Origin of the sequence: Microbacterium luticellae, assembly GCF_050408645.1 — a bacterium.
Lineage (GTDB): Bacteria > Actinomycetota > Actinomycetes > Actinomycetales > Microbacteriaceae > Microbacterium.
Genome location: NZ_JBNTKE010000001.1, coordinates 119,527 through 133,858, shown reverse-complemented (window position 1 = coordinate 133,858; position 14,332 = coordinate 119,527). Strand labels below are relative to the sequence as shown.

At 58.1% G+C, this 14,332-nt stretch carries 13 protein-coding genes; 5 read left to right on the top strand and 8 right to left on the bottom strand.

Annotation, left to right across the window (positions count from 1 at the left end; genetic code table 11):
• The 7 genes from ACQUSW_RS00670 to rpsA form a co-directional block, all read right to left on the bottom strand.
• Positions 1-972 (bottom strand): AAA family ATPase, encoded by a 972-nt coding sequence (locus ACQUSW_RS00670; protein WP_428930371.1) that lies wholly within the window; start codon positions 970-972, stop codon positions 1-3.
• 2 nt (positions 973-974) lie between these two features.
• A complete protein-coding gene (locus ACQUSW_RS00665) occupies positions 975-1,457 on the bottom strand; it encodes a hypothetical protein (protein WP_428930370.1) in 483 nt (160 codons plus the stop codon).
• Positions 1,454-2,146: a DUF4129 domain-containing protein gene (locus tag ACQUSW_RS00660; RefSeq protein WP_428930369.1), complete on the bottom strand. Its 693-nt coding sequence runs from the start codon at positions 2,144-2,146 to the stop codon at positions 1,454-1,456. The genes ACQUSW_RS00665 and ACQUSW_RS00660 overlap by 4 nt, the downstream gene beginning before the upstream one ends.
• A 92-nt stretch (positions 2,147-2,238) precedes the next feature.
• Entirely contained in the window at positions 2,239-4,314 is a 2,076-nt protein-coding gene (gene uvrB / locus ACQUSW_RS00655) for an excinuclease ABC subunit UvrB (RefSeq protein WP_428930368.1), read from the bottom strand.
• A gap of 111 nt (positions 4,315-4,425) precedes the next feature.
• The gene (locus tag ACQUSW_RS00650; protein WP_428930367.1) at positions 4,426-5,028 is read right to left on the bottom strand and encodes a hypothetical protein; all 603 of its coding nucleotides are present in this window, start codon (positions 5,026-5,028) and stop codon (positions 4,426-4,428) included.
• 268 nt (positions 5,029-5,296) lie between these two features.
• Positions 5,297-5,893 (bottom strand): dephospho-CoA kinase, encoded by a 597-nt coding sequence (gene coaE, locus ACQUSW_RS00645; RefSeq protein ID WP_428930366.1) that lies wholly within the window; start codon positions 5,891-5,893, stop codon positions 5,297-5,299.
• 74 nt (positions 5,894-5,967) lie between these two features.
• A complete protein-coding gene (rpsA, locus tag ACQUSW_RS00640) occupies positions 5,968-7,425 on the bottom strand; it encodes a 30S ribosomal protein S1 (protein WP_428930365.1) in 1,458 nt (485 codons plus the stop codon).
• Positions 7,426-7,645: 220 nt separating this feature from the next.
• Here rpsA and ACQUSW_RS00635 point away from each other — a divergent pair, with 220 nt between their 5' ends.
• Positions 7,646-8,569: a 5'-3' exonuclease gene (locus tag ACQUSW_RS00635; RefSeq protein ID WP_428930364.1), complete on the top strand. Its 924-nt coding sequence runs from the start codon at positions 7,646-7,648 to the stop codon at positions 8,567-8,569.
• 35 nt (positions 8,570-8,604) lie between these two features.
• On the opposite strand, the gene trpD is transcribed toward ACQUSW_RS00635, so the two are convergent.
• Entirely contained in the window at positions 8,605-9,672 is a 1,068-nt protein-coding gene (gene trpD / locus ACQUSW_RS00630; RefSeq protein ID WP_428930363.1) for an anthranilate phosphoribosyltransferase, read from the bottom strand.
• 191 nt (positions 9,673-9,863) lie between these two features.
• On the opposite strand from trpD, the gene ctaE reads away from it, so the two are divergent.
• The 4 genes from ctaE to qcrB are packed head-to-tail and all read left to right on the top strand — an operon-like array spanning position 9,864 to position 14,241.
• Positions 9,864-10,493 carry an aa3-type cytochrome oxidase subunit III gene (gene ctaE, locus ACQUSW_RS00625; protein ID WP_428930362.1) on the top strand — a complete coding sequence of 210 codons (630 nt, stop codon included), beginning with the start codon at positions 9,864-9,866 and terminating at the stop codon, positions 10,491-10,493.
• A 20-nt stretch (positions 10,494-10,513) separates the two neighbouring features.
• The gene (qcrC, locus tag ACQUSW_RS00620; protein ID WP_428930361.1) at positions 10,514-11,314 is read left to right on the top strand and encodes a cytochrome bc1 complex diheme cytochrome c subunit; all 801 of its coding nucleotides are present in this window, start codon (positions 10,514-10,516) and stop codon (positions 11,312-11,314) included.
• Between the two features lie 36 nt (positions 11,315-11,350).
• Positions 11,351-12,427, top strand: a complete 1,077-nt coding sequence (qcrA, locus tag ACQUSW_RS00615; protein WP_428930360.1) for a cytochrome bc1 complex Rieske iron-sulfur subunit — start codon at positions 11,351-11,353, stop codon at positions 12,425-12,427.
• The gene (gene qcrB, locus ACQUSW_RS00610) at positions 12,424-14,241 is read left to right on the top strand and encodes a cytochrome bc1 complex cytochrome b subunit (RefSeq protein ID WP_428930359.1); all 1,818 of its coding nucleotides are present in this window, start codon (positions 12,424-12,426) and stop codon (positions 14,239-14,241) included. The genes qcrA and qcrB overlap by 4 nt, the downstream gene beginning before the upstream one ends.
• Positions 14,242-14,332: the final 91 nt, after the last annotated feature.

Sequence of the window (14,332 nt, the reverse complement as noted above, 5' to 3'; positions counted from 1 at the left end):
CTATTCCTGTCGGTCGGCCGTGGGTGGCACTGGTGTCTGTGCCACCGCACTCGCAACAATCGACGCCGGGTCAACACCCTGTGCCCAGGCTTGCGTTGTCAGAGTCAGTCGGTGTGCCAGCGTTGGCGATGCACATTCCTTGACGTCGTCGGGGAGCACATAGTCACGCCCCGCAAGCACCGCTTTACCTCGACTCACCAGCATCAGCGCCTGCGCTGCACGGGGCGAAGCACCGACAGACACCGACGTTGATGCGCGCGTTGACCGACAGATATCGACGCAGTACTGGGCGATGTCTCGTTCAACATGCACCTTTTCCACACGACGTTGCAGTTGCGCCAGTTCTCCGGGTCTCAACACCGGGTCAATCGTGACATCCGGATGCTGCCGTTCGACCCTGTGCATCAGCACATCGACTTCCTCATCGCGGGTCGGGTACCCCATGGTCAGCCGCACCATAAAGCGGTCAAGTTGGGCTTCTGGCAGCGCATAGGTGCCTTCGTATTCGATCGGATTTGAGGTGGCTAGCACGTGGAAAGGGCGCGGCAATGGAAACTGCTCGCCTTCCACCGTCACTTGCCCCTCAGCCATGGCTTCTAATAACGCTGACTGAGTTTTGGGGGTTGTGCGGTTAATTTCATCGGCAAGAAGCAATCCAGCAAAGATGGGGCCTGCCCGGAACGAAAATTCTCCGGATGCCGGTGAATACACGAACGTACCGGTAACATCTCCCGGCAACATGTCGGGCGTGCACTGCATGCGCCGAAAGTCGAGGCCAAGCGCTGTGGCTAAACTGCGCGCTGCCAGTGTTTTGCCGAGTCCCGGCACGTCTTCAAACAGCACGTGCCCACCGGCGATTATTGCTGCAAGTGCGAACGTCAGTGGACGCCGCATTCCTACTACCGCAGTGTCAACGGCATCGAGGATTCTATTTCCGACATCGGCTGCGGTCTCGGTCGAGTGTTCTGTCATCACTATTCCTGCTTCGTTGCTGACTGCATTTTCTCAACAAGTGCCACGATGTCGCTCACTTGCTCTGTTCTTATGACCGGTTCGGTCAACCATTCGTCTATCGGCGCGTTCCACTCTCGTGAAGCTCTCGTGTGGTCACTCGGTGACTCCGGGTCGAATCCCTGCCGCACAAGCGCTCGGTTCAACACCTTCTGCACTCTGCGAGCCATTCCGGGTGATACTTCACCGGTGTGCTTATTAATCGCCCACGCTAAGCGAGACACTTCCGACCCCCGGTATGTCGTGTGTTGCACGGGCGGTGGCCACGTCGTGTGCGTTTGCGTGTCTACACCCGTGACAACCGCATGCACAATACCGATGGCGACAGTCATCAAAACAAGTGTCAGGCTGAACGACAGCGGTACACCCATAGTGAAACGTAGAAACAGTGCGATGCCGGCCGCGGCTGTCCCGCCCAGTGCAATAAGAATGAGCCGCTGTTTCACTGCTCTTGCCACCGTTCATCGAGCCGTTCTAATGCCCGACGTGCGGCTTTTCGGTCGAGCTCATTCGCCGTGTAGCCTGCAAACCGAACTCTTTGGTAGAGGCCGAGCAGGGTGTTTGTGTCGCCTTCGATTCCATCGCGCGAGGTCACAATTCGCACAACAAATTCGCTCGGTGTTTCGGCGACACCACGCACGTACCCAAATCGCGCCGCGGCCTCTTCGAGTCCCATCCAGGCTGCAACAATGCTGTCGCTGACGTGCCCCGGCCGGTTGATGGAATGAAGGGCGTCGGCAATCCCCTGCCGTACAACCTGGGCATCAATACTTTCTTGGTCGTGTGCGGCAACGACTTCGTCGCTCGCATGAGATTCCGTACGCACCGGTGGGCGCCGTGCCCGCCAGGCTTCAATCAGGCGAGTGATGATGCGGCTGATGAGCCTGATCACGATCACGCTGAGTACGAGTACCGCGATGACCGAAACAACAATGGCAATAATCATGGCGACGCGGTTGTCACCCGGGGGCACCAACTCAGGAGGAGGTGATTCTACGGTTTCGTCGAATACGCTCTCGTTGCTCAACTGAGAGCCACGGCCCCACGACACCGGATGCAGCTGCGGATACCCCTGCACGGTGGCTATCGCCAGCACGATAACCAGTAGCCCGAGCGTCGTCCCATACGGTCGCACATTAGCCCACCGGGCAGATCTGTGGCGATCAGGTGGCGACTGTACAGACTCCTGCGCGGCAGTGGATGGTTTCTCTGTCATGACGCGGTGTTTTAGGCGTGCCCGGCTTTTTCCATGGCCCGCAACTCTTTTTTCAGATCTTGTACTTCATCTCGAAGACGCGCGGCGAGTTCGAACTTTAATTCGCCTGCGGCAGTCATCATTTGTTCTGATAGCTCAGCGATTGTCTCTTCGAGTTGCTGCGCCCCCTCTGCTGCGAGGCCTTCACGTTTCGCGCTCTTCTTCGACGATCCCAAACGACCACGGTTCTTACTTGAGCGCGCAGCGAGCATGTCTGCAGTATCTGCCCCTTCACGCGCCAGCACCTCCGTGATATCGGCTATGCGTTTACGGAGCGGCTGTGGGTCTATACCGTGTTCAGCATTGTAAGCAAGCTGTTTCTCGCGTCGTCTCTCCGTTTCGTCGATTGCTGCGCGCATCGAGTCGGTGACTCTATCGGCGTACATGTGCACCTGCCCGGAAACGTTTCTCGCGGCACGTCCGATGGTCTGAATCAACGAGGTACCGGAACGCAAAAAGCCTTCCTTGTCGGCGTCCAGTATCGCAACCAGTGACACTTCCGGCAGGTCAAGACCTTCACGAAGAAGGTTGATGCCAACCAGCACATCGTAAACACCGGCACGTAGTTCGGTCAGCAATTCCACGCGCCGCAAAGTGTCGACATCCGAGTGCAGATATCGCACGCGCACGCCATGTTCCCCAAGAAAATCAGTGAGCTCTTCAGCCATCTTCTTGGTCAGAGTCGTCACCAAGACACGTTCGTCTCGCTCGACACGGAGTCGAATCTCTTCGAGCAGATCATCAATTTGTCCCTTACTGGGTTTCACCACGATTTCGGGGTCAACGAGCCCGGTCGGGCGAATGATCTGCTCGACGACGCTGTCGGCAACTCCCATCTCATACTTGCCGGGAGTCGCAGAAAGATAGACAGTCTGACCGATGCGCTGCGTGAACTCATCCCACCGCAGAGGTCGATTATCCAGCGCACTGGGCAGTCGAAAACCGTGCTCCACCAGCGTTCTTTTACGAGATGCATCGCCTTCATACATGGCACCAATTTGAGGGACCGTAACGTGCGATTCATCGATGACCAACAAGAAGTCATCCGGAAAAAAATCCAGCAGCGTGTGCGGTGGCTCGCCTGCCTGACGTGCATCAAGGTGTCGTGAATAGTTCTCGATGCCCGAGCAGAAGCCCAGCTGCTGCAGCATCTCTAAGTCGAACGTTGTGCGCATCCGTAGACGCTGCTCTTCAAGAAGCTTGTTTTGTCGCTCAAGCTCTTGCAGCCGTTCTGCTAGTTCGTCTTCTATCGTGCCGATGGCGCGTTGAATAACGTCTGTTCCTGCCACGTAGTGCGAGGCAGGAAATATCGGAACGGCCTCTAAGTTCGCAATAACTTCGCCAGTCAACGGATGCAGCGAGTACAGCGCCTCGATCTCATCGCCAAAAAGTTCGATCCGAATAGCGTGTTCCTCGTACACGGGAATGATCTCGATCGTGTCGCCGCGCACGCGAAAGTTTCCTCGCGAGAAGTCAACATCATTCCGGTTGTACTGCATCCCGATGAACTGGCGAATAAGAGCGTCGCGGTCGTAGCGCTCGCCCACTTGCAACGCGACCATGTTGCGTAAATACTCCTCGGGTGCCCCCAAGCCGTAAATACACGAAACAGTAGAAACAACGACAACATCGCGGCGGCTCAGCAGCGAGTTCGTCGTCGAGTGACGCAGCCGTTCCACCTCAGCGTTAATCGATGAGTCTTTCTCGATGAAAGTGTCAGTCTGCGGAACATATGCTTCAGGCTGGTAATAGTCGTAGTACGAAACGAAATATTCCACCGCGTTGTGGGGCATAAGCTCACGAAACTCATTAGCCAACTGTGCTGCAAGGGTCTTATTGTGCGCGAGTACAAGCGTCGGGCGCTGCACCTGCTCGATCAGCCACGCAGTAGTCGCAGACTTGCCCGTCCCTGTAGCTCCCAACAGCACCACATCGGTCTCGCCCGCGTTAATCCGTGCTGCCAGCTCAGCAATAGCCTGCGGCTGGTCACCGGACGGTTCGTAGTCACTAACCACCTCGAACGGGCGCACACTACGTGTTGGTTCCATGCCTCCAGACTACGGCGCACTTCTGACACTGGCTCTCCGCGGCAATAACAAAAGGCTCGTCTCCGCCATCGTAAAGAGATAACGGAGACGAGCCTGCACGACGGGCGTGTACTACTTGTTCATGTTGCCGCGTGTCTCGTCGGGCGCATTCGGGTCACGAGGGCCTACTACAGGCTCATAGTTATGCACCGCGCCCACGAGGCCGCCAATCTGCACGGAGCCATCTGTGCTGACGCCGGTAATGTCGACCGTCAGACTGTAGAGTTCGGGCTTAGCCGCCTCGGGAGGCAGGTTGTAGTCGAAGTGGATACCCGGCACACCCTCCCGGCAACCGAACGTGTGCTGGCCTGTCACTGTCACGAGGTTACGAGTTGCAACGACAGAACTCACATTCCACGCAGCAGGCGCCGTGACCGTCGTGTGTTCCAGAGTGAAATCTGGGTTGTTGCCGGCATAGACAAGAGTCGCGACAAGGTTGAACGTCGGGCGAGTAACACCGTCATATTCACAGTCATCGAGGTACGGTGCCGACAAGCGGGTGTCACCGTCGTGCACAGCATCCGACGACTCGACTAGGTACCAGGTCTTAACGTCTTCCAGATCATCACTGGCCGCAGCGGTGGGCACGGCGACAGCGGCCGCAATAACAGGAACAGACCAGGCTGCTCCCTTGATGACGCTACGACGTGAAAGAGCAGTGTTGTGCTCGGGCATAGTTGTTCTCTCCTGCATTAGGCGAGCCGACGGCTCGGGGGTGCATGTGTCGGATATCCGGCGCAGGGTACGCCGAGGGGAAAGCGGTAAAAGTACCGCCGAGAACATCCCAGAAAGTTGTCTAGCTTGTCCCCAGAAATGGGCCACAGGGCGACCCACTTTTTCTCCCCACAGAGACGCTAACAAAAACAAAGTTTGACAGCTAAACTTACTAATTTTTGTGAGGACACTTGCGCATTACATTCCGCAATCACGCACCAGTAATCACCTAAAGCTGAAGTTGCTCCCACACTTCGTCTGCCTGAGTAAGCGTCGCCGACAACTCGCCCGAAGTGTCAACCACGTAATCAGCTAAAGCCAGCCGCGCATCATCGGAGGTCTGTGACGCAATGCGCTGCTGAGCCGCGTCTGCTGCCATCCCCCGAAGACGTATAAGTCGCTGCAATCGCACGTGCTGCGGTGCGTGTGCCACGATAACAGCGTCCCACTCTCCTCGGGCACGCGTCTCGGCGAGCAGTGGAACATCGTAAACCACGACGGCGTCCGGGTCTCGCGCGAAGGCCTCGTTGAACTGCCTCTGCGCCTCTGCTTGCACGGCCGGGTGCACGATGGCATTCAGTCGGGCCAAGGCCTCCGGGCGGCCGAACACCCGCTCGGCCAGAGCAGCCCGATCCAGCGCGCCCTCGTCCGTAATAACGTCATTACCGAACGCGGCCGCAATCGCGTGCAACACGTCACTGCCCGGTGCCTGAACAGTTCGAACAATACGGTCAGCATCAACAACGACAGCACCCAACTCCGCAAAACGGCGTGCGATCGTTGTTTTACCCGAAGCAATCCCACCGGTTAGTGCAATGAGTGGCATCCGGACAGTCTCCCACAAACGCGACTGCGGGCCGCCACAAACAAGTGGCAGCCCGCAGTCTTTAACGTTAGAGCTTAGGAGTTACCGCCCGAAAGCTTCTCGCGCAGTGCTGCGAGAGCCTCATCGTCGGCGAGCGTACCGCCCGCACCGGACTCGGACGAGAAAGCCTGAGCAGCGTCGAACTCTTCGGCGACAGTAGCTTCGACTTCGGCGATCTTGGCAACCTGTGTCTTGTGGGCTTCCCAACGAGCCTGTGCGGCAGCATATTCCTGCTCCCACTTCTCGCGCTCGGCGTCGAAGCCTTCCTTCCACTGGTTGGTCTCCGGGTCGAAGCCCTCGGGGTACTTGTACTCGCCGTTCTCGTCGTACTCGGCCACCATGCCGTACATGGTCGGGTCGAACTCCACGCCAAACGGGTCAACGGAATCGTTGGCCTGCTTGAGCGAGAGCGAGATGCGACGACGCTCGAGGTCGATGTCGATGACCTTGACGAAGAGCTCTTCGCCAACAGACACGATCTGCTCGGCCAGTTCGACGTGCTTGTTCGACAGCTCCGAGATGTGAACCAGTCCCTCGATGCCGTCGGCAACGCGAACAAAAGCACCAAACGGTACGAGCTTGGTGACCTTTCCAGGCGTAATCTGACCAATAGCGTGCGTACGTGCAAACACCTGCCACGGGTCTTCCTGCGTTGCCTTCAGCGAGAGCGATACGCGCTCGCGATCGAGGTCAACCTCAAGAATCTCGACCGTCACTTCTTGGCCGACTTCGACAACCTCAGAAGCGTGCTCAATGTGCTTCCACGACAGTTCGGAAACGTGCACGAGGCCGTCTACGCCGCCCAGGTCGACGAACGCACCGAAGTTGACGATCGAAGAAACAACACCCTTGCGAACCTGACCCTTGTGCAGGTTGTTGAGGAAGGTTGTGCGCGACTCCGACTGTGTCTGCTCGAGCAGTGCACGACGGCTGAGCACAACGTTGTTGCGGTTCTTGTCGAGTTCAAGAATCTTCGCTTCAATCTCCTGCCCCAGGTACGGAGTCAGGTCGCGAACGCGGCGAAGCTCAATCAGCGATGCGGGCAGGAAGCCACGCAGGCCAATGTCGACGATGAGGCCGCCCTTGACGACCTCGATGACCTGGCCAGTAACCACGCCATCGTCTTCTTTAATCTTCTCAACGTCGCCCCAAGCACGCTCGTACTGTGCGCGCTTCTTCGACAGGAGCAGGCGGCCTTCCTTGTCTTCTTTCTGAAGAACAAGTGCTTCCACCTGGTCACCAACGGAGACAACCTCATTGGGGTCTACGTCGTGTTTGATAGAAAGTTCACGGGAGGGAATAACACCCTCGGTCTTGTAGCCGACGTCGAGCAGAACTTCATCGCGGTCGATCTTCACGATCGTGCCTTCAATGATGTCGCCGTCGTTGAAGAACTTCAGGGTCTTCTCGACCGCGGCCAAAAAGTCCTCAGCAGATCCGATGTCGTTAATTGCGACCTGCTTGGTGGCCGGGGCGGTCGTTGCGCTAGTCATGTAGTGGGTTGTCCTTGTTGGTTGGAAAATCGGGCACCAGTGCAACGGAATACCGCTCACAAGCACTGGAGCAATGCGGAATGGGATAGTTGAACACGCGCACGCAAGGGTAAACCCGCCTGCGGGTGACACTTCAGGATAACAGAAGTATGGCGCGAATCTCGTGATCGCCGGCGCCATCATGGCGGCGCTCGCGACCTGCTCCTGGCAGACTGTGGTGATGACCAGTTCGTCACTGTTACTGCTTGATACGGCCTCGCTGTATTTTCGCGCGTTTCATGGGGTTCCTGACCGCTTCACGTCACCGGATGGCACTCCTGTCAATGCTGCCCGAGGCCTGCTCGATATGGTCGCCAAGCTCATCGACGAGTTTGCCCCCAGTGACGTCATTGCCTGCTGGGACGACAGTTGGCGCCCTGCATGGCGAGTCGCGCTCATCCCGTCGTACAAACAGCATCGAGTGGCGGGGGTCGCAGCCGATGGTTCGGATCGCGAAGACGCCCCTGAGCGTCTGGAAGTGCAGCTGCCGCTTATTCGTGAGGCTTTTCGTCTTTTAGGTATTCCCGTTGTGGGGGCACCCGATTACGAAGCCGACGACATTATCGGTTCATTGGTGGCGCAGAGTCGGATGCCTGTCGATATCGTAACGGGCGATCGCGACCTCTTTCAGCTCGTCAACGACACACGCTGTGTTCGCGTCATCAACACAGCTCGTGGAATGAAGAACCTTGACATTGTGTCGGAGCACTCGCTTGTTGATAGATATGGTGTGACGGCGGCTCAGTACGTTGATTTCGCAGTGCTGCGCGGTGACGCTTCAGACGGACTTCCGGGTGTGGCGGGCATCGGCGATAAGACTGCGGCGGCGCTCTTGCACGAATTTGGCTCACTTGAGGCCATCCGGCAGGCGGCGGAACAAGAGAAAGCTTTGAGCCCCGCCCGTCGCGCAGCTCTGAAGGCGTCGAGCGACTATCTTGATGTTGCTCCGCGTGTCGTTCGCGTAGCAACTCAGCTGTCTCTTCCTGCTGTCAACAGCAGACTCCGTGAGCCCGACGACGAATCGGCAGTGCTGTCATTTGGTGAGAAGCACGGCCTAGGCCAGAGCATGCTGCGGGCACTGTCGGCCGTTCGCGCCGCGGCATAGGTTTTTCGGCACCGGCGTGCGGCGGCTACCGGATGCTACTGTCCCGCTGCCAACTCTTGCGATACAGAGATCCACTCGTCCAGGCGGCGCAGCGCTCGCCCGTCATCAATCGCCTCCGCTGCGCGCGCGTACGCATGGCGAAGTCGCTCCACGATCGGCACCTGCGTCTGAGACGCATCGTGAGACAGCTCATAGGCTACGATTCCGGCTGCTGCGTTGAGGAGCACAATATCTCGAACAGCCCCCTTCTTCCCGTCGAGAGTCTCGCGCAGCACGCGAGCGTTGTGGTGAGGGTCTCCACCAATGAGCTCCGAGATGTCGGAGAGAGGAATGTCTAGGTCTCTGGGGTCGAGATCATGCTCGTGGATGTCTCCGCGAGTAACTTCCCAGATACGGCTGTGACCGGTCGTGGTGAGTTCGTCGAGACCGTCGTCTCCACGGAACACGAGCGCTGTAGCTCCTCGCGTGCGAAACACACCTGTGATGAGCGGGACACGGTCAAGGTGTGCGACGCCAACAGCATTTGCTTCCGCGCGCGCCGGGTTACACAGCGGACCCAACATGTTGAACACCGTTGGTACACCGAGCTCCGATCGCACTGTCGCTGCATTGCGGAACCCTGGATGAAAAGCGCCTGCCCACGCAAAAGCGATTCCCGTACGCTCGAGCGTGGCGGCTACCGATTGCGGATCGAGCGTCAACGCAAGACCCAGAGCACTGAGAACATCAGAGGATCCGGATGACGAACTGGCAGCGCGGTTACCGTGTTTCACCACGGGTACACCTACTGCGCTGATAATGACCGATGCCGTTGTCGATACGTTGACGGTCCCAATCCTGTCGCCGCCCGTGCCCACGATGTCAAGAACGTCGGACGAAACGGGAAGCGGCACAGCCGCCTCAAGAATTGCGTCGCGAAAACCGACGACCTCGTCCACTGTTTCGCCTTTTGACCGCAAACCCACGAGGAACCCGGCCAGCTGCGCGTCTGTGGCGTCTCCCCGCATAACCTGCCGCATCGCCCACGTCGATTCATAAACGCTCAGATCGCGGCGCTCAAGAAGCGTGGAAAGGATGTCGGGCCAGCTCAGGGGATTGATCATATGAGCGATCCTATCGGCGCTCAGGGCTCCGTAAAAAAGTTTTGACCGACCGTTATCGAGCAATCCCAAGCTCTTGCATCACGAACTCTCAGGCCATTCTCGGCGGGTTCACAAGCCCCATCAAGACGCGTCTTCACGAAACGGGCCCGCCGGTGTGCGTACTCACCGAAATAATCAGCCATAATGGAAGGGTGACAACCTCAGCGACGCATGCCCCGGCAGCAAGAACTATTAAGCGACCCAATCCGGTGGCCGTCGGCACCATCGTGTGGCTGGGCAGCGAGGTGATGTTCTTCGCGGGCCTCTTCGCGATTTACTTCACGCTGCGCAGCACCTCCCCCGCTTTGTGGGCGGAGCGCACGGAGTTGCTGAACGTGCCCTTTGCGACAGTAAACACACTCATTCTTGTGCTGTCGTCCTTCACCTGCCAGATGGGGGTGTTTGCAGCAGAGCGCCTCCAGCCTTATTCCACGAAGAAACGTGGATGGCTCGGTTGGGGCATGGTCGAGTGGTTCTGGCTTACCTTTATCCTCGGAGCGATCTTCGTTTCGGGCCAGGTTTGGGAATACGCTCAGCTCGTAGCTGAGGGGATGCCCATCTCGGCCGATTCGTATGCATCCGCCTTCTACCTCACGACAGGGTTCCACGCCCTGCACGTTACTGGCGGCCTCATCGCATTCCTGCTTGTCATCGGACGCGCATATGCGGTCAAGAACTTCACTCATAAGGAAGCAACCTCATCGATCGTTGTGTCGTACTACTGGCACTTCGTTGACGTCGTATGGGTTGCGCTGTTCCTCATCATCTACTTCCTGCGATAGAAACGGAGCGGTTTTCCGACATGGCACGAGAGAAAAAGCACCGCTCGCGCGGCCGCCGCAGTCCTTTGGCAGCCGCCGCGCTCATAGGAGCAGGTCTTCTCATTACCGGTGGCGTCTACGCCGGCGCAACAGCGGCTTTTGCTGCTACCGACCAGTCAACGGTCACGGCACAAGTATCGGTGGATGAAGGTGAAAAACTCTTCGTCGCTAACTGTGCCACCTGTCACGGATTTGATCTTGAAGGCACCGAAAATGGTCCAAGCCTCTACGGTGTTGGTGAACTGGCGACTGAATTCCAGTTAGCCACTGGCCGTATGCCGCTGCAGATGCAGGGTCCCCAGGCTCCACAGAAACAGCCACAGTTCACCGATGAGCAGATTCGCTCAATGGCTGCTTACGTGCAGTCGGTAGCACCCGGCCCCACCTATCCCGACGAGCGCATCCTCGACGGCGGCGGCGATGTCGCTCATGGAGCCGAACTGTTCCGCATCAACTGCGCAATGTGCCACAACGTTGCCGCTGCGGGTGGTGCGCTCACAGAGGGCAAGTACGCTCCTCCGCTGATGGAAACCAGCGAACTGCACATCTACGCAGCGATGGTCACAGGTCCACAGAACATGCCTGTCTTCGGCGACATGAACCTCTCTGCAGAAGACAAGCGCGACATTATTTCGGCGCTTGTGTTCCAGCAGAACGCCGTTGAAGTCGGTGGACTCACACTCGGTTCGCTCGGGCCCGTCTCCGAGGGCCTCTTTGTTTGGATCTTCGGTATTGGGATCCTCATTGGGGCGACCGTCTGGATCACCGCCAAATCAAACTGACGCTTGCATACAGAAGAAAAACGTACGAGGAGCACCATGGCAAACGACGACGACTCTCAGGCTCTTGAACGGGCCTACCAGCCCTCCCCTGGGCTGGCCGTCGCAGTCAGCGATCCCGTGCAGAACCCTGGTCTGCCGCCGCATCGTGAGCGGATTACCGATAAAGATCCCAAGGCAGAGAAGCGCGCCGTTCGCACGGTCTATACGCTTTTCTACCTCTCTCTCGCAGGAAGCATCTGGGCGGTTGCCGCTTATATGCTCTTCCCCATCGAGAGCGGCGAACTCATCGATATCCGCCACAACAACCTGTACATCGGGCTCGGAATTGCTCTAGCCCTACTCGCAATCGGCATCGGTGCAATCCACTGGTCCAAAGCACTGATGTACGACGTTGAACAGATTGAGGAACGCCACCCAACGCGCGGTAGCGAACCCACCCGAGAGGCAGCGATCCAGGCTTTCGCCGACGCGAACGAAGAGTCTGGCTTTGGCCGACGCACAATGATCCGCAACTCGCTGATTGCTGCTCTTGTGGCATCGGTAGTGCCGGGCATCACGCTGTTCCGTGGCCTCGCTCCGTTCAAGTCACCCGATGACCCTCTGGCGGGCGACCCGGTAGCGCTCCTTCACCGCACGATGTGGGATAAGGGCGTGCGCCTTGCCCGCGACCCCGACGGCACACCTATTCGCGCCGCCGATGTCACTCTGGGTTCTGCTGTTCACGTGATCCCCGAAGGCCTCGCCTCGATGGGACACGCCGACGGCTACCTCGAAGAAAAAGCTAAGGCCATCGTGCTTCTCATGCGCCTGCTCCCCGAGCAGCTGATCGAAGAGGAAGACCGAAAAGACTGGTCGTACAACGGCATCGTCGCATATTCCAAGGTCTGCACCCACGTGGGCTGCCCCGTGGCCCTCTACGAGCAGCACACCCACCACCTGCTGTGCCCCTGTCACCAATCTCAGTTTGATGTCAAGGAGCACGCCAAGGTTATCTTCGGCCCCGCGGCGCGCCCGCTGCCGCAGCTACCTATCACCGTCGACGATGAGGGCTACCTCGTCGCGAAGAGCGACTTCACCGAACCTGTCGGCCCGAGCTTCTGGGAGCGTCATTGAGTACCGCAACGATCAACGAGGACAAAAAGTCCAAGCCGCTCGGCGGACGCTTCGTCGGCGCAACGGCTAACTATATTGATGAACGAACCAGCATTTCGGGCTTTATCAAAGAGCTCGGCCGAAAGATCTTCCCCGATCACTGGTCATTCATGCTGGGTGAGATCGCACTCTGGAGCTTCGTCGTCGTACTGCTTTCCGGTACGTTCCTGACGTTCTTCTTCCAGGCGTCGATGGTTCCCACCCACTACGACGGCGCCTACCCGCTCATGCGCGGTGTAGAAATGTCCGCAGCTCTAGAGTCAACGCTTCGAATCTCATTTGACCTGCGTGGCGGTCTCCTTGTCCGGCAGATCCACCACTGGTCAGCGCTTGTCTTTGTAGCCGGAATCTCGGTTCACATGCTGCGCGTTTTCTTCACGGGTGCTTTCCGTAAGCCTCGTGAACTGAACTGGGTTATCGGTTTCGTTCTCTTCATCCTGGCGATGGCCGAGGGTTTCACTGGCTACTCGCTGCCTGACGACCTCCTTTCGGGTAACGGTCTGCGTATTATTGACGGCATGATCAAGGGTCTCCCCCTGATCGGAACATGGACCTCCTTCCTTCTCTTCGGCGGCGAGTTCCCCGGTAGCGACATTGTCGGACGCCTGTACACGCTGCACATTTTGATCCTTCCGCTGCTTGTGATCGGTCTCATTGCCGTGCACTTGCTGCTGATGATTGTTAACAAGCACACGCAGTTCGCCGGCCCAGGCCGCACGAACAACAACGTTGTCGGATACCCGATGATGCCCGTGTACATGTCGAAGATGGGCGGTTACCTGTTCATCGTGTTCGGTGCGATCGTGTTGATTGCGTCGATCTTCCAGATCAACCCCGTCTGGGGCTACGGTCCATACGACCCCTCGCCTGTTTCTGCGGGTACGCAGCCGGACTGGTACATCGGTTTTGCTGATGGCGCTCTGCGTCTGGCTCCTCCGAACTGGGACGTCGTGTTCCTCAACCGCACCTGGTCGTTCGGGATTTTGGTACCTGTCGCGGTACTCGGCCTCTTCATTGTGACGGTAGCGATCTATCCGTTCATCGAGGCATGGATTACGGGCGACAAGCGTGAGCATCACCTCGCCGAGCGCCCCCGCAACGCTCCTACCCGCACCGCAATCGGCGTCGCCGGCGTTCTGTTCTACGCCGTCATGTGGGCTGCTGCTTCTTCTGACCTCATGGCTACGCACTTCCATCTCACGATGGAGGGAGTGATCCACACTCTGCAGGCTCTGCTGTTCATCGCTCCTGTCTTGGGCTACTTCATTACGAAACGTATCTGTATCGCCCTGCAGCGCAAAGACCGCGAGATCGTGCTGCACGGATACGAGTCAGGACGCATCGTCCGCATGCCCGGTGGCGAGTATGTCGAGGTTCACCGCCCAGTCGACGAATATGACCGTTGGCGTCTGGTCGACTACACAACGTATGAACCGCTTGTTGTTCGCCCGAACAGCGACGGCCGCATCCCCTGGACACAGAACCTCCGTGCTTCGCTGTCGCGCTGGTTCTTCGAGGACCGCATCCAGCCCCTCACCCAGGCGGAACTCGATGCAGCAGACCAGCATCAGAGCTCTGCGCTGACAGATATCGAGCAGACCACTGCCGGTGAAGTTGCGGGCGCCCATGCTCGCGCCGGCGTGGCTGACAGCGAGATCGTATCTGAGAGCGACACAGTTTCGGAGACAGCAAACAAGCCGAGTTCGGTAGTTGCCAAGGAGTCTGAGAAGAAGAAGGGCTCGAAGAAGCCCAAGGACGACTCCAACGAGAAGTAACACTCTCTCATAAAGGTGGGGCCGGGTCATATGATCCGGCCCCACCTTTATGTTCTCTCCGCTCCCCCACGCAACATTCACACCCATGCCG